23 protein-coding genes are annotated in these 25,523 nt (G+C 48.4%); all 23 read right to left on the bottom strand.

Annotated elements, in window-relative coordinates:
* Nucleotides 1–164: 164 nt before the first annotated feature.
* Nucleotides 165–932 (bottom strand): type III pantothenate kinase, encoded by a 768-nt coding sequence (locus MKY98_RS00310; RefSeq protein ID WP_039274025.1) that lies wholly within the window; start codon nucleotides 930–932, stop codon nucleotides 165–167.
* A gap of 6 nt (nucleotides 933–938) precedes the next feature.
* On the bottom strand, nucleotides 939–1,829 hold the full coding sequence (nadC, locus tag MKY98_RS00305) for a carboxylating nicotinate-nucleotide diphosphorylase (protein WP_039274023.1): 891 nt from the start codon (nucleotides 1,827–1,829) through the stop codon (nucleotides 939–941).
* Nucleotides 1,819–3,432 carry an L-aspartate oxidase gene (gene nadB / locus MKY98_RS00300; RefSeq protein WP_069011236.1) on the bottom strand — a complete coding sequence of 538 codons (1,614 nt, stop codon included), beginning with the start codon at nucleotides 3,430–3,432 and terminating at the stop codon, nucleotides 1,819–1,821. The genes nadC and nadB overlap by 11 nt, the downstream gene beginning before the upstream one ends.
* A gap of 277 nt (nucleotides 3,433–3,709) precedes the next feature.
* Nucleotides 3,710–5,749: an ATP-dependent zinc metalloprotease FtsH gene (gene ftsH / locus MKY98_RS00295; protein WP_029514626.1), complete on the bottom strand. Its 2,040-nt coding sequence runs from the start codon at nucleotides 5,747–5,749 to the stop codon at nucleotides 3,710–3,712.
* A 97-nt stretch (nucleotides 5,750–5,846) separates the two neighbouring features.
* A complete protein-coding gene (hpt, locus tag MKY98_RS00290; protein ID WP_023986447.1) occupies nucleotides 5,847–6,386 on the bottom strand; it encodes a hypoxanthine phosphoribosyltransferase in 540 nt (179 codons plus the stop codon).
* Nucleotides 6,387–6,433: 47 nt separating this feature from the next.
* Nucleotides 6,434–7,882 carry a tRNA lysidine(34) synthetase TilS gene (tilS, locus tag MKY98_RS00285; RefSeq protein ID WP_069011235.1) on the bottom strand — a complete coding sequence of 483 codons (1,449 nt, stop codon included), beginning with the start codon at nucleotides 7,880–7,882 and terminating at the stop codon, nucleotides 6,434–6,436.
* Nucleotides 7,883–7,948: 66 nt separating this feature from the next.
* The gene (locus tag MKY98_RS00280; protein ID WP_069011234.1) at nucleotides 7,949–8,887 is read right to left on the bottom strand and encodes a protein kinase domain-containing protein; all 939 of its coding nucleotides are present in this window, start codon (nucleotides 8,885–8,887) and stop codon (nucleotides 7,949–7,951) included.
* Complete coding sequence (locus MKY98_RS00275; protein WP_023986444.1) at nucleotides 8,871–9,620, bottom strand: VWA domain-containing protein; 750 nt, start codon at nucleotides 9,618–9,620, stop codon at nucleotides 8,871–8,873. The genes MKY98_RS00280 and MKY98_RS00275 overlap by 17 nt, the downstream gene beginning before the upstream one ends.
* A gap of 127 nt (nucleotides 9,621–9,747) precedes the next feature.
* On the bottom strand, nucleotides 9,748–12,255 hold the full coding sequence (spoIIE, locus tag MKY98_RS00270) for a stage II sporulation protein E (protein WP_081317563.1): 2,508 nt from the start codon (nucleotides 12,253–12,255) through the stop codon (nucleotides 9,748–9,750).
* A 73-nt stretch (nucleotides 12,256–12,328) separates the two neighbouring features.
* On the bottom strand, nucleotides 12,329–12,661 hold the full coding sequence (locus tag MKY98_RS00265; RefSeq protein ID WP_069011233.1) for a hypothetical protein: 333 nt from the start codon (nucleotides 12,659–12,661) through the stop codon (nucleotides 12,329–12,331).
* A gap of 98 nt (nucleotides 12,662–12,759) precedes the next feature.
* A complete protein-coding gene (locus MKY98_RS00260; RefSeq protein WP_014279051.1) occupies nucleotides 12,760–13,284 on the bottom strand; it encodes a S1 domain-containing RNA-binding protein in 525 nt (174 codons plus the stop codon).
* 123 nt (nucleotides 13,285–13,407) lie between these two features.
* Complete coding sequence (locus MKY98_RS00255; RefSeq protein ID WP_029514621.1) at nucleotides 13,408–13,737, bottom strand: FtsB family cell division protein; 330 nt, start codon at nucleotides 13,735–13,737, stop codon at nucleotides 13,408–13,410.
* A gap of 4 nt (nucleotides 13,738–13,741) precedes the next feature.
* Nucleotides 13,742–14,320, bottom strand: a complete 579-nt coding sequence (gene yabQ, locus MKY98_RS00250; RefSeq protein WP_029514620.1) for a spore cortex biosynthesis protein YabQ — start codon at nucleotides 14,318–14,320, stop codon at nucleotides 13,742–13,744.
* The gene (gene yabP, locus MKY98_RS00245) at nucleotides 14,317–14,601 is read right to left on the bottom strand and encodes a sporulation protein YabP (protein ID WP_025721693.1); all 285 of its coding nucleotides are present in this window, start codon (nucleotides 14,599–14,601) and stop codon (nucleotides 14,317–14,319) included. Before yabP ends, yabQ begins: the two co-directional genes overlap by 4 nt.
* 179 nt (nucleotides 14,602–14,780) lie before the next feature.
* A complete protein-coding gene (locus MKY98_RS00240; RefSeq protein WP_016818913.1) occupies nucleotides 14,781–15,059 on the bottom strand; it encodes an RNA-binding S4 domain-containing protein in 279 nt (92 codons plus the stop codon).
* Nucleotides 15,059–15,331 (bottom strand): HU family DNA-binding protein, encoded by a 273-nt coding sequence (locus MKY98_RS00235; RefSeq protein ID WP_007428028.1) that lies wholly within the window; start codon nucleotides 15,329–15,331, stop codon nucleotides 15,059–15,061. The genes MKY98_RS00240 and MKY98_RS00235 overlap by 1 nt, the downstream gene beginning before the upstream one ends.
* A 333-nt stretch (nucleotides 15,332–15,664) precedes the next feature.
* Nucleotides 15,665–17,164 (bottom strand): nucleoside triphosphate pyrophosphohydrolase, encoded by a 1,500-nt coding sequence (mazG, locus tag MKY98_RS00230; RefSeq protein ID WP_069011232.1) that lies wholly within the window; start codon nucleotides 17,162–17,164, stop codon nucleotides 15,665–15,667.
* Nucleotides 17,165–17,322: 158 nt separating this feature from the next.
* A complete protein-coding gene (locus MKY98_RS00225) occupies nucleotides 17,323–18,981 on the bottom strand; it encodes a putative polysaccharide biosynthesis protein (protein ID WP_069011231.1) in 1,659 nt (552 codons plus the stop codon).
* A 141-nt stretch (nucleotides 18,982–19,122) separates the two neighbouring features.
* Nucleotides 19,123–19,665, bottom strand: a complete 543-nt coding sequence (spoVT, locus tag MKY98_RS00220; RefSeq protein ID WP_029519371.1) for a stage V sporulation protein T — start codon at nucleotides 19,663–19,665, stop codon at nucleotides 19,123–19,125.
* Nucleotides 19,666–19,832: 167 nt separating this feature from the next.
* Nucleotides 19,833–20,951, bottom strand: coding sequence for a peptidylprolyl isomerase (locus MKY98_RS00215; protein WP_069011230.1), 1,119 nt, complete (start codon nucleotides 20,949–20,951; stop codon nucleotides 19,833–19,835).
* On the bottom strand, nucleotides 20,935–24,462 hold the full coding sequence (gene mfd / locus MKY98_RS00210; protein ID WP_069011229.1) for a transcription-repair coupling factor: 3,528 nt from the start codon (nucleotides 24,460–24,462) through the stop codon (nucleotides 20,935–20,937). Before mfd ends, MKY98_RS00215 begins: the two co-directional genes overlap by 17 nt.
* A gap of 134 nt (nucleotides 24,463–24,596) precedes the next feature.
* Nucleotides 24,597–24,827 (bottom strand): anti-sigma-F factor Fin family protein, encoded by a 231-nt coding sequence (locus MKY98_RS00205; RefSeq protein ID WP_007428020.1) that lies wholly within the window; start codon nucleotides 24,825–24,827, stop codon nucleotides 24,597–24,599.
* Nucleotides 24,828–24,913: 86 nt separating this feature from the next.
* Entirely contained in the window at nucleotides 24,914–25,474 is a 561-nt protein-coding gene (gene pth / locus MKY98_RS00200) for an aminoacyl-tRNA hydrolase (protein ID WP_029519374.1), read from the bottom strand.
* Nucleotides 25,475–25,523: the final 49 nt, after the last annotated feature.

The following is a 25,523-nucleotide window of genomic DNA, read 5'->3' as shown; positions in this document are numbered from 1 at the left end:
TGCTCATCATTGAAGCATAATTTCCTACTATATAAACAACCTGCATCGACAGATCACGCGAATTGTTCAAAAACGTAACATATTTCAGTATAGACGAAAAACGCCGCTAATCCAAACCGATAAGATCATCGGTTGGACGCAGCGGCAGCTTATATCCACTTTTTTTATTCAGCGTTACGTTGGTAAATGATACGTAATCCTTCAAGCGTCAACATCGGCAACACTTTCTGAATGCTCTCTGTCTCTGATGCGATTAGCTCTGCAAGACCTCCGGTAGCAATAACCGTAGGCTCCGCCTGCATTTCTTCCTTAATGCGCCTCACAATGCCATCCACTTGCCCAGCATAACCGAAGATAATCCCAGCTTGCATGGCATGAACCGTATTACGACCAATAACCTTTTTGGGTTTCTCCAACTCGATACGGGGCAGCTTGGAAGCCCGTTGATACAGTGCCTCTGTCGAAATTCCGATACCCGGCACTATTACACCACCCAAGTAGTTTCCCTTATCGTCAATACAATCAAACGTCGTCGCGGTTCCAAAATCCACCACAACCAGCGGCCCGCCGAACCGTTCGACAGCCGCAACAGCGTTCACGATCCGATCCGCACCTACTTCACGCGGATTCTCATAACGCAGGTTAAGACCGGTCTTGATTCCCGGTCCGACGATTAACGGCGTTTTGCCTATGTATTTATCGCACATTTCTTCTAATACACGGACCAATGGCGGAACGACAGAGGAAATAATAACTCCATGGATGTCATCCTTTAATACGCCACCCATACTAAAAAGATTATGTATGAGTACGCCGTATTCATCTGCGGTTGCCTGTCTGGAGGTACTTATCCGGTAATGGTGCAACAGCTCCCGCCCTTCGTACATCCCCAGAACAATATTGGTATTACCTACATCCACTACAAGAATCAATGGGTGTCACCTATCTTTCTTTGCGTTAAGGTCAAGGCTGATATCCAGACTATGAAAAGAGTATGTCAGCCTGCCTACAGAAATCACATCTACGCCACTCTCAGCCATCTCACGCACTGTATCCAGCGATACATTGCCCGAGGCTTCTGTTTTGACATGTGGTGCCCGTTCCCGAATGAACCGAACGGCTTCCTTCATATCTGGGGCAGACATGTTATCCAGCATAATGATATCCGCCCCAGCTTCCAGGGCTTCCTGCACTTGTTTCATGTTTTCCGTCTCTACTTCAATCGTCATCGTATGCGGTATATTAGCGCGCGCTCGACTCACAGCTTGTTCAATCCCACCTGCGCCCTTAATATGATTATCCTTAATCATAACAGCATCGTACAGGCCAAAGCGATGATTCGAGCCACCGCCTACACGAACAGCATACTTCTCCAGCAGCCGATGTCCCGGTGTTGTTTTGCGTGTATCCACCAAGCGGGTGGACAAGCCATGCAATTGATCTATAAAAGCTCGAGTCCGCGTGGCAATGCCAGACATTCGTTGGAGCAAATTTAACGCCAGTCGCTCTCCAGTCAAAATCGCATGGGTACTTCCATTTACTTCAGCCAAAACGCTTCCCTTTTCAATCCACTGTCCATCGGTCACCAGCGGAGTAAACGACAAGGAAGGGTCCACTACCTGAAATACAAGGGCAGCCACGGGTAAACCCGCAACTACGCCGCTCTCCTTGGCATGAATGACAGCCTTGGATTGGTGGCCCTGCTCAATCGTCCAGCGCGTGGTCACATCGCCAGAGCCTGTATCTTCTCGCAGCCAGCTGCGAATTTGTGCCGTCAGTTCCTCCTGATATCCACTAAACTCTCCATAAAGCTCGCTGTTAGATGTCATGAACGTACTCCTCCGTTATCCCTTGATCACGTCGCTGCTGAACATGCTTTCGCCAGGCGCTATCATCTGTCTCAGGAAAATCCTCGCGATAATGCGCTCCCCGGCTCTCCTCACGCAGTAACGCACCATCTGTTACTAATAAAGCACATGTGAGCAAATTGGCAAATTCGATCTCTTCCCGGCTAGCGATCACAGCCTCGAAAATAGGCAATTGCCCTTGCAGCTCATCTAATGCTGCTTGCAGCCCCTCGCCGTGCCGACGAACTCCAGCATAACGAACCATTGCTTCTTGCATCTTATGCCGTTGCTCCGTGACGGATGAAGCCGGGAACTCTGTGCGGTTATCGCTATAAGATATCAACGTATGGCCGACCAGCGGTGGCAATGAATGCAGTCGCTCAATAATCCTGCTGGCGAATACAATAGCTTCAGATAATGAATTGCTCGCAAGACGATTAGCTCCGTGAACACCTGTAGAAGAGGTCTCCCCGCAGGCGAATAAACGCGCAATGGAGCTTTCCCCGTGTAAATTGGTCTGAACACCACCCATCATATAATGGGCAGCAGGCGCAATGGGAATCCAGTCTGTCGTCATATCCAAACCAAATGACAGACATGTCCGATAAATGGTTGGAAAACGTCGCTTCACCCGCTCAGGCGGCTCATGCGTAATATCCAAGTATACAAACGCAGCTTGGGTGCGTTCCATCTCATGAATGATAGCACGAGCTACGATATCTCTGGGTGCAAGCTCCTGCCGTGAATCATACTTGTCCATGAAGTGTTCTCCGTGAATATTGCGTAACACGGCTCCTTCTCCCCGTACAGCTTCGGAAATTAGAAACCTTGGAGCGCCCGGATGGCACAACGCCGTAGGATGAAACTGTATGAATTCCATATCCCGGACAATCGCCCCAGCACGATACGCCATAGCAATACCATCCCCGGTTGCAATATCCGGGTTAGTCGTATAACGGTATAATTGCCCGCTACCTCCTGAGCACAAAATCGTTGCATTAGCAGTGATATACGACCTTTCCCCACCTGGCTTTTGGACGAGGGCCCCAATACACTCACCATGCTCAGTCAGCAGGTCGATGACCATGCACTCTTCCCACACTTCGATACCGGGATGAGCAGCAACCTGCTTTGACAACGCACGAACAATTTCATAACCCGTAGCGTCTCCATTCGCATGCAAAATACGCCGATGGCTATGCGCTCCTTCCCGTGTCAATGCTAGTTCACCATCCACACGATCAAAAGCCGTTCCCATACGTATTAACTCTTGAATACCAACTGGACCTTCATGGACAAGCGTTCTGACCGCCTCTGGTTCGCACAAACCTGCACCAGCAATCAGGGTGTCCTGCATATGATAAGCAGGTGTATCCTCATCCGATGTGACAGCAGCAATGCCGCCTTGAGCATAACGTGTGTTGCTTTCCATCAAAGTCTTCTTGGTGATCAGCAACACTTTCCGATTCTCTGCAGCCTTAATGGCTGTATATAAGCCCGCAATGCCCGAGCCGATAATTAACACGTCGGCTTCCAATCGGGTCAATTCCGCTACATCAAAATCAACTAGATATCTTGGAATCATGCCTTCACCTGATTTCACAGAAGAATAGCGCACACCATAGGTTCTACAGTATGCGCTCACGTATATGTTCAAAATAATAGAAAGTCGATTGCAGCAGCTGTTGGCTTTTATAAGCTAAGAAGACGACAGCCGTTTATTTAACAATAAATGTACACAACGTTCCGGTGTCTGTCAAATCACGTTAGCAATAATCTTCCATTTAAAAAGCTCCGGAAAACCAATAATACCTGGTTCCCCGGAGCTTGCATATAAGCTTATTCAACTATCCATTGAATGATTAGGTTGTTGTCGGTGGAGTACCACCGGAGTTGCCCGAATTGTTATCATCCTCTGGCTTTTGCAGATTAGGGATATCATTCGGTTGATCTGTTGTATTCTTAGGCTCTTCATCCTTACCTTGAATACGTACACGGACGTCTCCAATGTTGTCGATCACAGGCTCACCGTTTTCCGGTGTTCCTTCTCCTTCAGTCGTGCCACCATCCAAAGAACCTGTCTCAATCAAACGTTTGATTTGTTCAAGTTCCAAGGTTTCTTCTACCAGCAAGGTTTGAGCAATCAAATGAACCTCTTTGGAATACTTGGTCAGGAGTTCTCTAGCACGCTCATAAGATTCAGTGATGAAACGATTCATCTCCTGGTCAATCTGATAAGCGATCTGATCACTGTAGTTCTGCTCATGACCGATATCGCGTCCAAGGAATACTTGGCCTTGTGAAGTACCGAACTGCATCGGACCAAGTTTCTCACTCATACCATATTCTACGATCATGCTACGTGCGATGCTTGTTGCTTGTTGGAAGTCGCTATAGGCTCCTGTTCCGATCTCACCAATGAACAGTTCCTCGGATACGCGTCCACCCAACAATCCAGTGATTTTGTCCAGCAATTCCTGCTTAGTTGTCAGCATGCGGTCTTCCTTCGGAAGCATGATGACATATCCGCCTGCACGTCCACGTGGAATAATCGTTACCTTGTGAACCATGTCGGCATTTTCCAAGAAGAAACCAATAATCGTATGGCCTGCTTCATGATAAGCAACAATTCGTTTCTCGCGGTCACTGATTACGCGGCTGCGTTTTTCTGTACCTACGATAACACGGTCGATTGCTTCATCTACTTCTCGCATCGAAATATCCCTGCGGTTACGACGAGCCGCCAACAAGGCAGCTTCGTTCAACAGATTTTCGAGATCAGCGCCTGTAAAGCCTGTTGTACGTTTCGCAATTACGTCCAATTTAACATCCTTCGTTAACGGCTTGTTGCGAGCATGTACATACAATACTGCTTCACGGCCTTTAACATCTGGACGGTCAACCGTAATTTGACGGTCAAAACGTCCTGGACGAAGCAACGCCGGGTCGAGAATATCCGGACGGTTTGTAGCAGCTACGATGATAATACCTTCGTTTGCGCCGAATCCATCCATCTCTACGAGCAATTGGTTGAGCGTCTGCTCACGTTCATCATGTCCGCCACCCAATCCAGCGCCACGTTGACGTCCAACGGCATCAATCTCATCAATGAAAATGATACAAGGTGCGTTCTTCTTAGCGTTCTCGAACAAATCACGAACACGGGAAGCACCGACCCCGACGAACATTTCTACAAAATCAGAACCTGAGATACTGAAAAACGGTACTCCAGCCTCGCCTGCAACAGCTCTTGCCAAGAGTGTTTTACCCGTACCTGGAGGGCCCACTAACAGAACACCTTTCGGAATACGAGCGCCCACAGCTGCAAACTTGCGTGGGTCCTTCAAGAATTCTACGACTTCGACAAGCTCCTGCTTCTCTTCGTCAGCCCCTGCCACGTCCTCGAACGTAACCTTCTTCTTCTCTTCGTTATACAGACGGGCTTTGCTCTTGCCGAAGTTCATAACTTTGCCGCCACCGCCCTGTGCCTGATTAAACAGGAAGAAGAACAACAGGAACATGATCACCAAAGGAATGATAGAAGTCAAAAACGTCAGCCAGATGCTTTCGCCTTCCATTTTCTTCTGTACATATTCAAACCCGTTCGTTTCGCTGGCATTTACCAGTTCACTTAGTGCTTGATCCGTTGGTGGAACATATACGGAAAAATTGGTCGATTTAGCATTAGCCGGCTGCTTCTTATATGCACCGGTTACAAGATAGGCGTAACCGTCAAATTGGACCGTTACTTTAGAGATGTTATTAGCTTTAACCTCTTGCCGTAATTGGTCATATCTAGGGAGATCGGAGGCTTCGTTACTGTTACTAACAAACTGAACGATACCCACCACAACTAAAAAAAGAATCAAATAAAAACCAGAATTCCGGATGAACCGATTCATCCCCTACCTCCTCTCGAGACACTTAAGTTATTTTACCATAGCCTGTAAGTCCTTCTCAACAAAGGGCCTTATTTAGTCCTAGGACTGGAGGCTGAGATTAGCTGGTATAGATTTCCGGCTTCAAAATCCCTATGTATGGGAGGTTCCGGTAGTGCTCGGCATAGTCCAGACCATAGCCGACAACAAACGCATCTGGAAGCGTAAATCCAGTATAATCTGCTTCAAGATTAACCGTCCGGCGTGCAGGCTTGTCGAACAAGGTTACGACACATACCGAATTGGCATTACGATTCTTGAGCAGTTCAATCAAATGTGTCAGCGTCAGGCCGCTGTCGATAATATCTTCGACAATCAGAACGTCGCGTCCTTCCACAGATGCGTCCAAATCCTTAATGATTTTGATGATACCTGAGGATTTTGTGGACGCTCCATAACTTGATACAGCCATGAAATCAAGCTCCAATGGCACTGTAATGGATTTAACCAAATCAGCCATAAAGATAAACGCACCTTTCAGTACGCAAATCACCAATGGATTTTTCCCTTCATATTTTACGCTGAGCTGTGCACCCAATTCCTTAATTTTACTCTGAATTTCTTCTTCGCTGATCAATATTTCCTGAATATCATTTTGCAACGGTGTAAACCTCCTAAGTTTATACTATGAAAGCCGTTCCTGTGCAATTACCGGTGCCCCGGACTCTCTCGTCTTTGCCATGACATATATATAACCGAAGACGTGTGCTCTTGCACCGCGGCATGTACAGAACGTCGTACGCCCGGAATCCAGAGAATAGCTCCAGAGTGGTCGCAGACGATGGGAATAACGGAACGCATTGAAGGAGGTATTTTTTCATTAATAAAAATATCTTTAACCTTTTTTCTTCCGTTTAATCCCATTACATACATGGTATCTCCAGGTAATCGCGAGCGTACAGTCAAAGGCAGACTCAATTGATCTGCGTCGAACCACGCTTCCTCCTTATTGGCCGGATGATCCCCATCCAAATAGGAAGCCCTTCGCCACCGAAGTATACCACCTGCCTCAGGCAACTCTAGCTCACCGGAAATAGGCAATACACTTAGTCCATAGCACCATTCGCCCATAACGACTTGCGTACGGTCAAACAAAACCGCTTGGTCATATTCGCGGACTCCAACCGCACCGCCTCCCAAATCCAAACTCCATGTAGACGATGCCTCTTGGAGAAGTCTTAGTCGAACGGTCTCAATTTTACGAAAATCAAAATTTTCACTGTCCGAAGGCAGATAATTTAATATTAGTTTAATCAACCTCCGTTGTAAAGCAACGGGTAGCTTACGGTATGAAGCGATGGGAAACATGTACCTGCCATTATCCAAGCTCACCATTTTCTCGTATACTGACAGCGTAGATGCCTCCATAAAGTCATTTTCGTCAGCCATCGTTTCGGCCAGCCGGTTCAGAGATGGTGTCAGTCGCTCATTATATTGCCCCAAAAAAGGAAGCACATCCATGCGGATGGCGTTACGGCGGTATTTGGACGATAAATTAGTGCTGTCTATCACGTAGGAAAGACCATACAAGTTACAAAACTCAATCAGGTCAGCCTTGTACATACGTAGCAGCGGGCGAATGAGTTGCACATTTTTTTCATTGCGTGCCAAACGCATACCCGCCAAACCTGCTGGGCCGCTACCACGCAGCAAGTGCAAAAGAACTGTTTCGGCTTGATCGTCGCCGTGGTGAGCCATTGCAATATGCTGTGCTTCCCACTTTGTAGCCATATCATGTAAAAAGCTGTAGCGCAGCTCGCGTGCTGCTTCCTGTGGTCCCTTACCACTCTCCTTCATATAAGCGGGTACATCGACCCGAGTCATTTCAAATGGAAGTTCAAGCTTTCGGGCAATATTGCGTACCACTTCAGCCTCCGCATCCGATTCCTCTGGTCTGAATCCATGATGAACGTGAGCGCAGACGAGTTGTAAAGGCATATGTATAACGGATATTTCATGTAAAATGTGCAAAAGGGCCACCGAATCCGGCCCACCGGATACAGCAACCACAATGCGGTCTCCGGGGCTCCACAGTGAATGATCTCGCGCCAAGGCGAGCACTTCCTGTACAACACCGGTCGGTTTTGTTGTTCCCATTCCCGACCCTCTTTTCTCCCTACCGTAAAAATGATGATCATCTGTTATCTTATGTAAGTCATGCTGCTACCTTAACGCAATCCAGAGCGCTCCGGCAAGCAGCAAAAGCGATACCGTGAAAGCATATCCCAGCCAGCGTGGATTCCCTCCTTTGACCGACGATTGCCTGACATGTGCGGAAGCCAAACGTGACCAAGATCGGGCCGCTGCACGAGTATCGGAATATTCTCCACGCACTGCACCCAGTAGCCATTCGGCATAGGGGCGTAATACACGGCTGCGGCGAATGATGACCGTCAATTCTGCCGTATTACGCAACTGTGGCAGCCTGCTGGCAGCCGCCTTTAACGATTCGCTCTCCAATATATGAATCGTTAGAAGAGCGAAGGCAAACAGGTCGTACTGGGAATCAGCATTTCGGCTGCCAGCATTCCAAAATCCCCTGTCATACCATTCTGTAAATTGTTTAACACTCCGGCCAGCAAGAGACACCCCACCGTAATCAATTAATTCAGCCTCTCCATAGGCATTGACCAAAATATTCTGCGGCTTCAGGTCGCCAAACACCCACCCTGCCTGATGGAGATCCGCCAGACGATTCAGTATACCGGTTCCAGCCACGCCATACCATTCCGGCCCTTTGGCTGCCACAAAGCGATGAAGTGGATCACCCTTAACGTACCGCATAACATAAAAGGGTATCTCTCCGCTGCGTAACACTACATCATCCACCTCAAACAAAAAGGAAGGATTCCCATTTCGCTGGAGGGCGGTCTGAGTGCCCTGAGACTGCAATGTGGTTAGCACATTAATCTCCGATTGCAGATCAAGCGTGTTCTTCCCCATTTTCAGAGCAAATTGCCGATCGGCCTGTGCTTCTTTTACCAAATATACAGTTCCGTTCGCTCCCCGGCCCAGCAAGCGCTGGATGACATAGCTGCTCCGCTTCCACTTGCCCTTGATGACCGTTCCGGGTGCAAGAACGGGATCAGACGACGTAGTCACCGAGCATCCCTTCTCCTTTGCCATAGGATTCTTCCAGATCTTTCTGTTCTCCTAGTGTAACATATCGGTAATAATCAATCACTTGTAAAATGGCAGGACCTGTCGGTGTTGCCCCTTTCATCCGCAAGCGTCCAAATATCGATTTGATCTGATTAAGCTCAGAGGTCCAACCGATATCCATGACTGCGTCTTCTCCCATTTTGCCGCCCGGAAAATGAAATACAGATATACGGCTGTGTCCGCTTCTGGACTGTAAACTGAGCAGCAAATCACGAATGCTGTCCTCTACAGCAGGCAGCTTGGGCTTCATGCTCGCACTTGCATCAATGAGTAAAGCAATCTCCAGGGTGCTTGTTTCTGTCAGCTCATCCATCACCTCAACCACTTGGGCTCGTTTTGCCGGAGGAAGTTCACCGATATGTTTGGCGCCACCCTCGCCCAAAATGTGCGTTAACTCTCTATTAACCGCCTGCTGAATGGTTTGAACCACCGTTTTGCGCGTCATCATCTGCATGGTCTGTGCCAACTGCTTCGTCCCAACGATTTGGCTAAACCCTCCCCCTGCTTTAGCAATTTCTTGAATCTCCGCGCTGCCAAGCTCGCCAATAGTTCCATAATCTATGACTCCGGCGACATTCACTGTAATACCTTCCCGTAGAGCTTGGGCAGCCGCCATGACTGGACTAACACCTACATTTGAGCACCCGTCTGTTATGATCAAAATTTGCTTCATCGTTTTTTGACCTCCGCTTCCTCTTAATCTATTCCGATAGATTCTATCTTTGCCTAATCCGGAACGATTCAAACGAAGGATGCGGATTTTTAAAAAACGAATAAGGAATTTCCCGGGCAATGTCGGATTAGCTCACCGTCCGTGGACGTTCCAACCACCTCATGCCAGGTACATGGAGAGTTGCCCATTCTGGGCGGAAGTGATCTATTTTACTAACGACTACTGTCATATCGTCATAGATTTGATTTTGTTGGTATCGAATAACCCTTTCTAGTAAACAGTCGGCCAACTGCTGAGGATCTTCGCTTTCAATTTCCTGAATCATGCGTTTCATCCATATTTCCTTATTAACCGCATAACCCGGTGAGTCGTATATACCGTCTGTAATCATAATGAGAATATCACCCGGCTGGAGCTGCAGGGATACCAAATCAATTTCAATATCCTGTATAATGCCAATCGGCAAATTGCTGGCAGATACGGGAATGACCTCCTCTCCTCTTTTAATAAAGCTTGGCGTAGATCCAATTTTCATAAAGGTTGTCTGGGCCGTATACTGATCAATCAGCGCCATATCGACCGTAGCATACATTTCCTCAGGTGATCGCAGCATCAGGACAGAGTTAACCGACTTGATCGCCAATTTTTCGTCCATACCCGATTGCAGTAATTCCTCCAAAATGTTAAGTGCTGCACTGCTCTCTTGCTGCGCGCGCTCTCCGTTTCCCATGCCATCGCTTAAGGAGACTGCAAAAGTCCCGTTCCCTAGCTCCATCATGCTGTAGCTGTCTCCTGAGAAAAAATCACCTCCTTTGGCCGCACTAGCTACCCCTGTAGCAATCTCATACGTTTTAGCAGAGCCGAACATGACTGTAGCCAAGCCTTGGCGGCGATCTGCCTCCGTTTCGCGCATCACAGCTATATGCTCGTCCAGTATGTCCGACAGCAGTGGAGCAATGATTTTCCGACATTCATCAAATCCCCTTGTATAGGCATGGACAATCTCAATTTCTACCTGACCTGCATCCAGATTAATAATCTCAATAGATTGGATGGACAAGCCCAGTCTATCAAGAGCCTCCCGTATTTGCTCCTCCTGCCGATGCATGGTCTGCCCTTCCCGCTGAATTTCTCGCGCTAAATCCTCCATGATTTGTGATACGCCCGATAGCTGGTCAGCAACAAGCTGACGACTATCGTATACTTGGCGCTTCCACTGCATATTATGTTGGTAGAGGCTATACTGCTGCTTCATCACTTGCAGGACAGCGCCCGTTTTAGCACATGCCTTACTCCATTGCGGGGGAATCTGTTCCGGCTCCAAATCCGGGTTATCCTCAATGGCGCTCATCATTTCAGTCATATACTGATGGGTTTGCATGAACTTGCCGTCCCAGCACTGCTCACACTTGAAGCAGGAGGCACATGTCCCTTCCGCCACCGCATTCATAAAGTGTTCGATTTCACCATCCGACTTCGCGCCCTCACTTGCAGATATCTGGTGAAAGCTGCGGGATAGCTGACTGAATACACGGGAAAACTTCGTTACTCGCTCTGCGGTAAGATCGCGGACCCTTTTGGCATATTCATGCTGAGATTTAGCATGGTCCTGCGTACCGGGAACATAGGTAGAAACCGCTTTAAAGAAACTTTTTGGGGTCATTAAAAATAATAGAATCGCCGCACAGCTCTCCCAGGTTGATGTCAGCACGTCTCCGGTCCCATCCAAATAGATCGTCAGAATGGAGGAGCCTAGCAGCATCCCAAGCGCAACAGCACCCTTTTTCCCTTCACGCAGCATCCCTGCCAGCAAACCTGCAAAAGCGAGTAAACTCATCTGCACAATTGCAGACATATTGGCCAAGCTTAAAATTAAACCGGTAATGACACCGACCGATGCACCCAGCGAAGCACCTCCCACCAAAGCAAACACCAAGACCAAATATCGCGACAATACATGATCGACAGACAATGAATGAACAGTCCATCCTACTGCTCCTGTCATCACAGAGGCTAATAATATAATAAGACATAAAATTTCCTCATTTTTGAGCTGGCTTGTCTTCTTGCGGTACGTAAACAACGGTATGGCCTGTGTGAATACCAGCGTAAGCATAAAGCTGAGAACCGCATCCGTTCCCACAATGATAAGTTCATACCATGTGAAAGTTGGAGCCATCACGGCGTTAAATAAATTGACCATAAACACAGACAAGAAAACCATAAGCGGGGCATAGGATAGTTCCAGACGATCGAAGGTTCGTAACCCGCGATACAGGAAATAAAATACCAGTAGCTCACCACCAATCATAAATAACGATGGATAAGGAGCTAACAGGCTGCCTAACACAACGGATAAAGCTACAGGCAGCATCAGGTCACGCCGAAGAAACGTAATGACCGCAAAATAAGCGAGGGCAAAAGGAGAAAGCTCGTCCAAAATAGTGGCGCGTCCCAGTAGAACTCCCATAGCCGACAATAGCAGCATCCATCTTTGCGCTGTTACCCATTGCACCACTTTATGTGAATCCAGCCGTTTTCTGAGTCTGGAAGACCAACCTTCCGTACGCTCTTTGGATTTGGACTTTCTAGATTTTAACCCCGGAAAATGTACCACGTTCCATTTCTCCATCATGCGTCAGGCACCCCATTCATCAATTTGATGTTCCCATCTTAAACCGGAATGATTGAGAAAGTTTGTCAGAACCTCACGTCTTATTCCAAGAAATTTCCGACAAAAAAACGTTCTGCGCGAAAGGACAGAGCATCACCTTGAACATCAAGCTACGCCCGTATGGAAGCAGATGGAAGTTGCGTCTCTTAACTCCTTGCTTGACCTCTCTATGTCGTCCATCACTATGACCAAGACTAGCGATTTGCACAGAAGATAGACGGAAAACCGTTGGAGTTTGTCGGACGATTATGTCCTCACGACAAAAAAAACATTCGCTTTCCAGCACGAATGCTTCCTCGTCTTCATCAAAATTGCGAATCTCATAAAATACATGTATAACGATAACCGGATTTATCGTCCACACCATTGCATGTCGCATCTATTGTCGGTAGAACGCAAAAAAACCGTAGCAGTCTTTCGACTGTACGGTTTTCCGTGTATGGTTGATACGGTTGTCAAAGTGAATTAAACACGCTTCGCGCCGCGTCCTCCGCGTTTACCTTCGGTGTTCTTTTTCAGCGACGAAATGCGTTCCTCACTATCTTTCAGGAAGCGTGACATTTTATCCTCAAATGAAGGTTTACCCGGTGCAGGCTTGAAAGAACGGCCTCCACGATCGCGGTTGAAACCACCGCCACCACCACCGCGTCCTTGACTTGGACCTGAACCTCCACCGCCGAAACGGTCGCCTCCGCCTGGTCCTCCTGTACGCTCCGGTCTTGGAGCTCTTGGGGGACGGGCTTCACTTGCCGGCTTGTCAATCGTTTGCTTAATGGAAAGTCCGATTTTGCCATCTTTGTCAACATTAATGACTTTCACCGTCACGACATCATTAATCTTCAGGTGGTCGTTAACATCCTTAACATAGTTATCGGCGATTTCCGAGATGTGAACGAGACCCGTGACACCTCCAGACAAATCCACAAATGCTCCAAAATGCGTGATGCCTGTCACTTTGCCCTCTAACTTGGTGCCCACTTCAATTGCCATAGAATAAAATGATCCTCCCTTAAAATATACAACCGATTTTTTTGCAAAAAAATCCCGCTGTGGTGATTTGATTATACAAAATGGCGGAACCAAGGTCAACTAAGCATTGGCCCGATAATGTTCCTATTTCTGATCTCCGATGATTGGCGTCTCTTCCGGTTTGTAAAGACCGTACTTGCTTCTGGCAATCTCGCCAATGTACTCAGGGTCCTTGAGACGATTCACTTCGGTTTGAAGCTGTTGTTCCGTTTGTGTAGCAGCTTGCTTCTGCTTTTCCTTCTGGATGAGCTGTTCATTTCGATCGGCCATAATCATGCCTTGAGAAAAAAAGGTAAAAATTGCCCAACTACCAAAGGCGGCAAGCGATAGCAACCAAATCATGATTCGCCTGCGCCCGCCCGCGTTGGACTTGGACGTAGAAGATGAATGGCGATCTACAGACGAATTACGCATGATACTACCTCCTTCCAAACCATCTTTTCGCTGTGTTTTTCAGTCTGATACCCAGCTTTACGAGCGACTCTGGAGTCCTCCAGCGCGCTTTAAGTGGACCGATCAGCCATAGGATCGGCTTCCAAACCGGCATCAGGATGTATATCAGCATCCTTCCCAGGAACACAATAAGTGCCCATGTCCATCCGACTAGCTTGCGTAACAGCCGATACAGCGCTAACACCGGAAGAACAATCAGGATGCGCAGTATGCTGTTCACGATCAACGTCAGTCTGCGAACTATCTCTAATAACATTACCACAAAACGTTGGGTTGTAACACTAAAGGCCCAAAAATAGAGCCAAACCCCCAAAAGTAGTCCTAAAAAGACATAAAACCGCAGCTCACCGCGATTACTCGCGTATAGCACACGGAAAATAAACAAAGCCGAGGCCACCCAGTACAGCACGTCCAATATATGAACGCTCCAGCGGGCAAAATGAAAGCGGATGGACAGCACCCGGTAGCTGTCAAACACCACTCCCATGGCTATGCCCGACACCAGCATCCACGTTAACGTCAGCCATTGCGTGTAAGGGTTCATTTGAAGATCTTGCCGAATAGGCTTTTTCCGTTTTTAGCCGGGGCCCCGGGCTCCAGGTAGACGAGGGAAGTAATCAGACCTTCAATGGACAACAGTCCCTCTTCTAGGCTGAGGTTTTTGATATGTAAATGTTGTCCGCGAATGGTGAGATGGCCCAGCTCGGTCTGAAGCAAAAATTCTTCACTGTCAAAGCTCTCCACATTGCTGACGCCTGAAATATCGAGTTGCTTGCGGCTTTGCATGCGCAGATCATGGTGCTTCGACTTCCCTTGTTCAATCATGGCATGTACCCCTCCTTCTGTTCTTAGCTTATGAAGGGGGCCGTATGATTTAGAACCGCTTTTGCTGTTAATCAGCATATGATGGACGAAAACTCGTCATCTAAAGAAAAAAAAGCACTCCTTCATAAAATAATGAAGGAATGCTTTCATGTACAGTTGTGAGAAAATCAGATGTCTGCTTACCAGTTCAAACCATTGTCCCTGGCAATAGGCTCTTCCTTTACCAACGTGTACATACTTGCAGCCTCGTCCTTGCGTGTAGTGTCGGCGAGCCGTTCCACTCGCACGGTCACCAGCTTCTGGCCAAACTGGACGGTAATTTCATCGCCTACTTTGACCGCACTGCTCGGCTTGGCTTCGCGTCCGTTCACCAGCACTCTCCCTTGTTCGGAGACGTCCTTGGCTACCGTACGCCGCTTAATCAGCCGCGAGACTTTCAAGAATTTATCAAGACGCATTAGTTAACGGCTTCTTTAAGCTTATTACCGGCTTTAAAAGCAGGAACGGTCGATTCTGGAATTTCAATCGTGTTACCGGTTTGTGGATTGCGGCCTGTACGGCTGGAACGCTTGCGTGTTTCGAAAGTACCAAAGCCGATCAGTTGCACTTTGTCACCGCTAGCGAGTGCATCTGTAATTTCACCAAGAACGCCATTCAATACAGCTTCAACGTCACGTTTGCTCAAACCGCTTTTGCTGGAAATATTGTTGATCAGATCTGTCTTGTTCATAAGATAAAAGCCTCCCAAATGTCAAAAAATAATCATCACGCTGCATGTCCATTGATGGAGCAGACGTGAGGTCCAACTGTGGCCGAAGCCCTTCTGAATGTCACTGTAACACGCTTAACTATAAGCTAGAGTTATTTTCAGAATTACTACAAGTTATTCTGGCTTGTCCGTAAAAATCCTGCAATGACAGGCGTTTTTTTATTCGACCCCAGTTAAGCCAACATCCTACTACAAAACTCTGCCCATTGGCAAGTCCTCTCAAACTGGGCCTTCTTTCAACCCTGCATATGTCTCATTTTACTGTTCTGTGCAGCCAAAAGCGAATATGTGGAATCACGCTTTACCAAGGAGCTTTTTCGCTTCCTGCCAGTAAGTCTCCATTTCATCTACGCTGCTTTCTTCGGGACGACGTCCCTGCTCGCGTAATTTCTGCTCAATATACTGGAAGCGGTCGACAAATTTGCGATTGGTAGCCGACAATGCCTCTTCCGGGTCTACTCCCATAAACCGGGCTGCATTCACGGCAACAAATAACACATCGCCTAACTCCAGCAACTGGGCTTCCACAGCATGCCCTTCACGAACCGCTTCCTTCAGCTCAGCCACTTCTTCGTCCAATTTATCGAATACGCCCTCAATGCTATCCCAGTTAAAGCCTACTTTAGCTGCTTTCTTCTGGAGCTTGTACGATTTCATAAGAGCAGGCAGATCACGCGGAACCCCGTCCAGTACAGAAGGATATGCTGCCGTCGTGCCTTTAAGCCGTTTTTCCTCAGCCTTCATCTGCTCCCAGTTTTGCAGCGCCTCTTCCGCATCATTCGCCTGATTGTCACCAAATACATGTGGATGACGGAAAATAAGCTTATCATTCAGCCCCTGAATAACATCATATACATTGAAGGTTCCGACTTCCTCTTCCATTTGGGCATGCAGCAAAATTTGCAACAACAGATCGCCCAGCTCTTCCTTCATATGCTCAGGGTCGTCCTCATCTATCGTTTCGATGACTTCATACGTTTCTTCGATCAGATTTTTGCGGATCGACTGATGCGTCTGTTCACGATCCCATGGACAGCCTTCCGGACTACGCAAAATATCGACAATCTCATGCAGACGGTCAAAAGAACGCCGTTTCAGCGCTTCATCTTCACTGCGAGGTATGTATACCAAGGATAGGTTCCCGTAGCCCTCTACTCGATCCAGCTCGTACAGCGGTACCTTGTGCACCGTTTCCTCCCCTTCTACCCCAAGGGCGTGACCCACATATACCTCATAATCGTCAGGATACCGCTCCATCAGGCACAGCTTCACATCAGAAGCCGTAAAGGTGTCATACACCTGTCCGATCAGCGTATGCAGCTGAGGCTGGAGCCAGCTGGCATCCAGTGTACCTGCGTCCAACAACTGAAAACCCTCAATCGGATCAAAACCAAGACGCACAAAAGCTTCATCCAGGAAACTTTCGCCCCCTAGAATATTCAGTTCAATCCCTTGCGCAGGACAACGATCCTTAAGCAACTGCACCGCTGCTTCTGCCACCATAGGGTGACCAGGAACCGCATAGACGATTTCGCTTCCATCTGCCGCCTTAGCAGCCGTCGTAATCAATTGGCTGGTAATTTCCTCGTATACCTCTGAAAAAGACTCCTTTGTCTCATATACCTTGTCAAACGATTCAAAAGCCACTTCAAACTCATTCAGCACTTGAACCGCAGGATGCTCCTTGGTCCGCAGGTACAGCGCTGAAGCGCCTCGCATTTTGTTCAATATCCCTATCGTAAGCTGATCCGGATCTCCCGAGCCCAGACCTACGACCGTTAATGTTACGCTCATATCCCATCCTCCGTTTCGCAGAAACAAGGCTCGTGCTCGAAAAAATACACGGCCTAACCCCGCCTCCGCTTCCTTTGCTTTGGCATTTACTATACCACAAAGTGGTATAGGCTCATAAAATGGCTGTGCCGCTTTCACGCCGTAAGCCGTATGCCTGGCTAAGCCAGTACACGTAGCCTGCGCAACACGGCTGCCAGCGGGCGTCCGAGCTTGGGCACTGCCACAAGCTCGTCCTCCGTGATTAGCCTCAAGCGTGCGAGGCCGATCACGAACACTACGGCGCCTGCGGCTACGCCCAGCAGGCTCTCCGCGGCTGCCGTGGCACGACCTCCGGCAGCCCACCCCAAGGCACCCAGCACAGCGCTGGTGCCCCACATCGCTGCCCCGGCCGCACCAGCCAGGGCGATAAGCAGCGCCGCCGGCTTGAGCACGCTGGCGGACCAGCTCGCACGCAGGCCTACCAAGCGAGCCAGCAGCACGATGTTGATCACCGCCGCCAGCAGATAGGCGACAGCCCCCGCAATGGCGGCTCCAGCCGTGCCTAGCTGCGGCACGAGCAGCCAGTTTAGCAGCGCCTTGGCTGCTGCGGCCGCGAGCATCGCTAGAGCCGGCGCGCGAACTGCGCCAAGCCCTTGCAGCAGCGCAGCCGAGATAATGCTGAGCGTGCCGCCTACGGCGGTTAGCGCCATCCAGCGCATGACCCCGCTGCCGGTGTCGTCCGCATACAGCATCACATTGACGGGCACAGCCAGCACGATCAAGCCTGTCGCAGCGGCCAGTCCCAGTAGCCAAAACCAGCGCAGCGATTGCTCGCACTGGCGACGTGCCAGTTCCGTACCGCCGGTTACCCGGGCCTCAGCCAGCGATGGAATGAATAATGCCGACAGGGTGGTGGCAAACATCATGACTAGCTGTACCAGCGGCAGACCTCGGTTATACACGCCAAAGGCCACCATAACCGCAGTATCGTCCAATCCCTCCTGCTTTAACAAGCGAGGTACAGTAAATGTGTCTACCAGGCTAATTAACGGAACGGCTAGCGCTCCAAGGCAAACAGGCAGGGCATAACGCAGTATCGCCTTTAACAAGGCACCATTGCTTTCCGCTGGGTGTAGCTCTCCAGCTTGTGCTTGCACTGTCGCCATGACCGTCCCTTGCCTTCTAAGCCTCTTCCTGTGATTTCGCCAATATAGCAACATGACGACCAAGCCCGCTGCTCCACCTGCTGCTGAACCAAACACGGCTCCGGCAGCAATCATATCTGCTCCCGCTCCTTGTGACAGCATGAGCAGCAACAGTATAATCATCACGCTTACCCGTATCGCCTGCTCCGTCACTTGGGAAACAGCAGTCGGAAGCATATTTTGCAAACCTTGAAAATATCCTCTCAGTCCCGCCATAACCGGCACAAACAAAAAGGCAAACGCCGCCGCCCTCACCGACGGAATGACGTGAGCATTGTCGATCCATTGACCAATGAGCGGCGCACACGTATACATCAGCACGCCCAGGATCAATCCGAAGACACCCAATACAAGCGAAGATAACCGAGCAACACGTTGCCCCGCTGCTCGGTTTCCCACTGCCTCAAACTCAGCTACAAATTTGGATATTGCAGCCGGAAATCCAGCAGCTGCAATGGTAATGAACAGCGTATAAAAAGGATAAACCGTATTATAAATGCCAAACACGCCGTCGCCGCCGATATTCTGCAGCGGGATTTTTTGCACTGTGCCGATCAGCTTGCTCGCTACCGCTGCCAGTGTCAAAATGACAGCACCTCGTAGCAGCCGCGAAGCGGCGCGATTTTCCTGCATTCTCCGTCTCCACTCCCACCTGAAATATGCATCTTACCCGAGTCCTATTATACCGCCTCTTCTCACGGAAAGAAAAAAAACCCTGTGCAACGTAGGACGGCTTTCGCCATTCTGTACGTCATACAGGGGTGAAACGGGATGTTACTGTTCCATTTGTTTGCCCAGGAAGCCAGCGGCTGTTTCAGCCATTTTGACCTCCATTTCGGACATTTTTACATTTTCGTCCTTGTTCAACAATACAACGGAACCAATGGGATCACCACCGGAAACAATGGGAGCCGCCACAAAGGACGAGAGTGTTTCTTCGTGGTCTCGCGTTAGCTCATAAGAGCCGCTGGCTGTCTCCAGCACAGTTTTGCGATTATCCATACTACCTTCGATAATGCTACCGATTGGCTTGTCCAGAAACTCTTTTTTAGAGCCTCCAGCCACCGTAATAATGGTGTCCCGATCGGTAATCATTGTAATATGGCCCGTGCTTTCAAACAGGGACTCAGCATATTCTTTGGCGAAATCACCAAGTTCACCAATAGGTGAATACTTTTTCAAAATGACTTCTCCGTCACGATCCACAAAAATCTCAAGCGGATCTCCTTCACGAATTCTCAAGGTGCGGCGAATTTCCTTTGGAATAACTACCCGCCCAAGGTCATCAATACGGCGAACTATACCAGTAGCTTTCATTTCACATGTTGCCCCACTTTCTCAAGAAGAATTTAGTAAACTACTGACGGTATCGAAAGACGCTTCCACTCCCCCAGAAGCGGTCACGAAGAACGTCACGGTCATGGTGTTTATGGTGATATCTGACCATAGTATTCATCTGTTCCCAATTCCTTATGCATGTTCAGTTATTTACCTTCGTTTGTAGCTCCATCTTTGGCTGTTCCTGCCTTGGCATCGCCCGTACCGTTTGTTGTTGCGCCCGGTGTAGTTGTGCTACCGGCACCGGAAGTTGCACCGCTTTTCTCTTGCGTAGCTGGTACCTTCGGCAGATTGATTTTCAAATCAAGTTTCGTCAAATCATTTTCGGTAAAGTTTTGGATACTTTCCCCGGCCAATTTATTCTTCAGGGCAGCCTTTTCGTTGTCTTTCAATTTATCAAACGTTGGCTCATTGCGGGACTCCACTTTGATCACGTGATATCCGTATTCCGTTTCCACCGGCTCACCGATTTTGTTAATCGGTTGAGTCTCAGCGGCCTCTTTAAAGGCAGGTACCCATTGCGCTACGGATGCATTCTCATACAGACCTCCGTTAGACGCAGAACCTGGGTCTTCTGAATATTTCTTGGCAATCGTCGCAAAATCCGCTCCTCCGTCCAGCTTCGCTTTCACTTCTTTCGCCAGCTTGAGGGCATCCTCTTTTTTGCGCTCTTTCTTTGTTTTAGGATCTTGGAAGTTAATCAATACATGACGCACGGTTGCTGTCGTGAATTGATCTTTATTTTTCTCAAATTCCTGTTTTAGCTGGTCATCTGTTACTTTGTTAGTTTCGCTGTTGATTACCGTCATTACACGCGTGAAGTAATCTTTCACACCTTGTTCGGTCAGTTTTTTATCACTTAGAAATGTCTTGAACTTATCTTCTCCGACTGACTTTTTATACTGCTCCAGTTGTTCGTTCCCTTCTTTGGCACCCTGCTCCTTGGCTTTGTCGTCCGCTTTAGCCGCCAGAAGCTTGTACACCACTTCCTGCTTTACAATTTGCTCTCGTACCTGATCCGAAGCTAACGCAGCCTCATATTCCGGGTACAGGAATTTCATCATGCTGATTTCTTGGTTGAACTCATTTTCGGTAATCGTTCCACCCTTATAGGTCACGACAACCTTGCTGTTGTCCTTCGGTTCATCCTTGACCTTGTTCTCATCCGCTTGCTTCGTACATGCTGCCAGAACGGATATAGCTAGCAGCGCTGCCATTCCCAAGGAGAGCATTCTCCAAGGTTTTCTTTTATTTAGTTGTGGCATTTTGCAGTTCCTCCTTCAATGTGAATGCTTCTTTCAATGCACTCAAAAATTGTTCCAGCAGTTCTAACAACTGTGGATCACTTAGACCTTTACCCTTTATGCGTGCGCTCATAGAAGTGCCCTGTTCAAATTGTACACGTCTTTCAAAGCGATTGCCAATCTCGGCAAGTTTGGCGGTCTGTACCGCCTGCTGGCGCCCTTCATGGAATTTCAACACGATATTGTCATCCCGTTGTACCATGGACTCGATGCCATACATGCGTCCATATACCTTGAGACGGGCCACGGTTAGCAAATGACGCACAGCCTCTGGCAGATCGCCAAATCGGTCGACCAGTTCATCCTCCAGTTCAGAAGCCTCGTCAAAGGTACTGACCGCTGCAACCTTTTTATAAATCTCAATTTTCTGGATGCTGTCATAAATATAGTCACCCGGCAGGTAAGCATCGACGCCTAAATCAATCGACGTACTCCAATTCCGATTGGACTGATCCTCTTCTCCAAGTACGCTGACTTTACGTTTATTAATTTCCTCAGCCAGCATCTGCGAGTAAAGATCAAAGCCGACGGATGCGATGAATCCATGCTGCTCAGCGCCAAGCAAGTTACCCGCGCCGCGGATGGACAAATCGCGCATTGCAATCTTGAAGCCGGAGCCCAGCTCCGTAAATTCTTTAATCGACTGAAGGCGCTTCTCCGCCACTTCCGTGAGCACCTTATCCCGCTGGTACGTGAAATAAGCATAGGCAATCCGATTGGAACGACCTACACGCCCACGCAGCTGATAAAGCTGGGAAAGCCCCATTTTATCGGCATCATGCACAATGAGTGTATTCACATTGGGAATATCCACGCCAGTTTCAATAATGCTGGTGCTGACCAGCACATCATATTCGCCATCCAGGAAATCCAAAATAGTTTTCTCCAGTTCGGTTTCGGACATTTGTCCATGACCCACGCCCACCTTGGCCTCCGGTACGAGCGCATTGATCTCTGCAGCCATCTCCTGAATACCCTGCACACGATTATAGAGATAGTACACCTGCCCTCCGCGTGCCATCTCGCGTTCAATGGCCTCACGGACTAGAGTCTGGCTATGCTCAACCACATACGTTTGCACTGGAAAACGGTTTTCCGGTGGCGTCTCAATGACTGACAAGTCACGTACACCCAGCATGGACATATGCAACGTACGCGGAATAGGTGTTGCCGTTAACGTCAGCACATCTACGTTCGTTTTCAGCTTCTTCAGCTTTTCCTTGTGGGTTACGCCAAATCGCTGTTCTTCATCGACAATCAGCATTCCCAGGTCCTTAAATACCAGATCCTGCGACAACAGACGATGGGTACCAATGACAATATCGACCGTGCCTTGCCGGACCCCTTTAATCGTTTCATTCTGCTCTTTGCGCGAGCGGAAACGGCTCAATACCTGAATATTGAACGGATACCCTGAAAAACGTTCACGGAACGTCTCATAGTGTTGCTGTGCCAAAATCGTCGTCGGTACCAGCACCGCTACTTGTTTGCCTTCAATAGCAGACTTAAAAGCAGCACGAATCGCAACTTCAGTTTTGCCGTAACCTACATCACCGCATAGCAAACGATCCATCGGGCGGCTCTGCTCCATGTCCTTCTTAATCTCTTCGATGGCCCGAATCTGGTCACGTGTCTCATCATACGGGAACATATCCTCAAACTCTTGTTGCTCCGGTGAATCCTTTTCAAAAGCAAACCCTGGTGCCGACTGTCGTTCTGCATATAGCTTGATCAAGTCATCCGCAATATCCTGAACCGAGCTGCGCACCTTACTTTTAACCCGTGTCCACTCATTGCCACCCAGTTTATAAATCTTGGGTTCCTTGTCCTCTGAGCCAACATATTTCTGAATCAAATCAATTTGTTCAATCGGCACTGACAGCTTATCTCCACCCGCGTAGAGGACATGCATGTAATCCTTATGGATACCGCCAACCTCCAGCGTGCCGATCCCCATGTACTTCCCGATCCCGTGATTTTGGTGTACGACGTAGTCGCCCACCTTCAGCTCGCTATAGCTTTTAATCCGTTCTGCATTATCCACATGGCGGCCCTGCTTACGAGCTTTCCGCTGCTTCTGGGAAAACATTTCACCCTCGGTAATGACCGCCAGGTGAATAGATGGCATTTCAAAACCGCTTTGCAGATTACCGATAGCCATCGTCGGCTCATCAATACCGTAATCCTCAAGCACTCGGCGCATCCGGTCCAGACGTTCATCTCCACTCGCCAGCATCATAACCTGTGTGCCAGCTTTGCGCCAACGTTCCATCTCCGCCTTGAGCACATTCATTTGGCCATGGAAATCCTGCATGCCTCGGCAGATGAAGTTCAAAATATTTTGCGGCTGGGTATGAGGAACCTGACGGAGGAAAATCGACAGGAACAACGTCTGAAATCTCCGGTTGTACAGCAGATTGTCCGCGTCGTCTGACAGTTCTAGCTGCGGTAACGTTTTACCGTTTTGAAGCAAATGCAGATTCCATTCTGACTCATCCCGTTCCAGTTGCTTGGCTGTTTCTAGCATACGCGCCGGTTCGTCAATAATCAGAATCGTATCTTCTGGCATATAATCTGCCAGGGTTTTACGTTCAGGATACAGCAGGGAGATATATTTATAGATTTCGTCAAAATACACATGCTCTCGCAGCAACTCAATTTCACGATGGATCTCTTCTTTCAGATGCTGCTTAGCTTGACGATCCGTCATTTTGCCCAGCTGCTCCTCCAACAAAATAGCAGCGGCATCTGCCGCCTGATCCATACGCTGGTTATTCGCAATAACTTCCTTACACGGCGTTACAGTAACGGCCTGAACCTTTTCCACCGAGCGCTGATCTTGCGGATCAAACTTGCGGATCGAATCAATTTCATCGTCAAACAGCTCCACACGATAGCCCCAACGGGTGGTCATTGGATAAAAATCAATAATTCCTCCGCGTACGCTCATCTCTCCACGTGATTCCACACGTTCTACACGCTGGTATCCCATCTCGACCATATGTAGCAAAAATGCTTCCAGCTGAATCGTTTCGCCTTCTTTCAGCTCAATACGAGCCTCACGCCATGTTTCCGGCATTGGCAATAAACGTCGAACACCAGAAAACGGCACGACAACAATCCCACGAAAACCCTGGGCGCAGCGTATCAATACATCAATTCGTTGGGATAAGGTCTCTGGACTGGATATGGCTGCTTCAGCAGCTACCAGCTCATTGGCAGGATACAATAAAACCTGATCAGGAGAAAGCGCTTCCTGTAAGTCATCTGCTATTTTTTGAGCGGCAAACATATTGTGCGTCATGACCATTAACGGTCGTCCGGTATCTTCGGCAAGCGCGGCCATCAGTACCTGTCGGGAAGAGCCTGATAAACCTGATATCAGTTGTTCCTTCATCCCTGATGATATGCCTGCTGCAATGGATGCATAATCAGCATCCTTCGTAAAAGCCTGAATAAGTGCTTGTAACAAAAAAGGCACCCCTTTATGCTTATAAATAGTTACATGTAAACCGAAAAAGAAGCCTCAGCAATGCTGCCAAGGCTCCATAAGCGGAATTACCGCTTCACCTCTCAAGCTGGTATATCCGACCAGTTGAATACCTGTTATTGGAGCGGATTAACGAGCAGACTCAGCTCTGGATTATTCTCCAGCGCCTGACTGCAATGCTCGCAAATGACTTTGACGGTCACTTCACCGCCCGAATTATACGCTATTATATCTCTACGTTCGGCAGGGGTCAAGGAATGGAAGCCTAACCTTTCTTCGGTTATTGCCGCGGAATCAATTCGTCCCAAGAAAGTTCGACAATGTCTGCATACATAATTAACAACCATGTAATGTATATGCCTCCTGAAAGTTTTCTATACCTTTCAGTATGTCCAACAATCTTCCATTTAAGCCCGTCTGCCTACGTCTAAACTTACTTGTTGAATTCAGCCATCGTCCGTTCAAACGGATGACTCAAGCTGTATTCTAAGGCGTTGCACGTGTCCTCGATCATTCCGGCCAGCAATTCTTTTTCCTTCTTTGGAAAGGTACCTAGAACATAATCGACAATAGCATGTCCAGGCTCCGGGCGGGAAATGCCCATGCGAATCCGATTGAAGGACTGCGTGCCGGTATGTTGAATGATCGATTTAATGCCGTTATGGCCGCCTGCGCTACCTTGATAACGCAATCTTATTTTACCGACTTCTGTATCCAGGTCATCGTACACGACAACCAGATCTTCCATATCGGCCTTATAATAGTCCATATAAGCACGTAGAGACTCGCCTGATAGATTCATATAGGTCATTGGCTTAATCAGTACAGTTTTCACGCCACCAATGTGGCCCTCTCCAATCAACGCCTTGCATTTGCTTTGGTTAATCTGGATGTTATGACGCGAGGCAAGAGCATCCAATGCCATAAATCCGACATTATGTCTCGTTTTCTCGTATTGGGGACCGGGGTTGCCCAATCCTACAATCCACTTCATAACCTTGACACCCTCTTTCACAGTCTGGATTTTTTGGTAAAATAGTTGT

The sequence above is a fragment of the Paenibacillus sp. FSL M8-0228 genome (assembly GCF_038007385.1).
GTDB lineage: Bacteria > Bacillota > Bacilli > Paenibacillales > Paenibacillaceae > Paenibacillus > Paenibacillus polymyxa_D.
This window is presented reverse-complemented; position numbering and strand designations above follow the sequence as displayed.

Bases quoted from the DNA above. Each gene is read 5' to 3' on its own strand.
- pth (WP_029519374.1), bottom strand. From the start codon at position 25,474: ATGAAGTGGATTGTAGGATTGGGCAACCCCGGTCCCCAATACGAGAAA.
- MKY98_RS00205 (WP_007428020.1), bottom strand. From the start codon at position 24,827: ATGGTTGTTAATTATGTATGCAGACATTGTCGAACTTTCTTGGGACGA.
- MKY98_RS00225 (WP_069011231.1), bottom strand. From the start codon at position 18,981: ATGCAGGAAAATCGCGCCGCTTCGCGGCTGCTACGAGGTGCTGTCATT.
- MKY98_RS00255 (WP_029514621.1), bottom strand. From the start codon at position 13,737: ATGCGTAATTCGTCTGTAGATCGCCATTCATCTTCTACGTCCAAGTCC.
- MKY98_RS00275 (WP_023986444.1), bottom strand. From the start codon at position 9,620: ATGAAGCAAATTTTGATCATAACAGACGGGTGCTCAAATGTAGGTGTT.
- nadB (WP_069011236.1), bottom strand. From the start codon at position 3,432: ATGATTCCAAGATATCTAGTTGATTTTGATGTAGCGGAATTGACCCGA.
- yabP (WP_025721693.1), bottom strand. From the start codon at position 14,601: ATGATTGAACAAGGGAAGTCGAAGCACCATGATCTGCGCATGCAAAGC.
- tilS (WP_069011235.1), bottom strand. From the start codon at position 7,882: ATGGGAACAACAAAACCGACCGGTGTTGTACAGGAAGTGCTCGCCTTG.
- spoIIE (WP_081317563.1), bottom strand. From the start codon at position 12,255: ATGATGGAGAAATGGAACGTGGTACATTTTCCGGGGTTAAAATCTAGA.
- MKY98_RS00235 (WP_007428028.1), bottom strand. From the start codon at position 15,331: ATGAACAAGACAGATCTGATCAACAATATTTCCAGCAAAAGCGGTTTG.
- mazG (WP_069011232.1), bottom strand. From the start codon at position 17,164: ATGAGCGTAACATTAACGGTCGTAGGTCTGGGCTCGGGAGATCCGGAT.
- yabQ (WP_029514620.1), bottom strand. From the start codon at position 14,320: ATGAACCCTTACACGCAATGGCTGACGTTAACGTGGATGCTGGTGTCG.
- MKY98_RS00215 (WP_069011230.1), bottom strand. From the start codon at position 20,951: ATGCCACAACTAAATAAAAGAAAACCTTGGAGAATGCTCTCCTTGGGA.
- nadC (WP_039274023.1), bottom strand. From the start codon at position 1,829: ATGACATCTAACAGCGAGCTTTATGGAGAGTTTAGTGGATATCAGGAG.
- MKY98_RS00260 (WP_014279051.1), bottom strand. From the start codon at position 13,284: ATGGCAATTGAAGTGGGCACCAAGTTAGAGGGCAAAGTGACAGGCATC.
- ftsH (WP_029514626.1), bottom strand. From the start codon at position 5,749: ATGAATCGGTTCATCCGGAATTCTGGTTTTTATTTGATTCTTTTTTTA.
- MKY98_RS00240 (WP_016818913.1), bottom strand. From the start codon at position 15,059: ATGCGTCTTGATAAATTCTTGAAAGTCTCGCGGCTGATTAAGCGGCGT.
- MKY98_RS00265 (WP_069011233.1), bottom strand. From the start codon at position 12,661: ATGGTGTGGACGATAAATCCGGTTATCGTTATACATGTATTTTATGAG.
- spoVT (WP_029519371.1), bottom strand. From the start codon at position 19,665: ATGAAAGCTACTGGTATAGTTCGCCGTATTGATGACCTTGGGCGGGTA.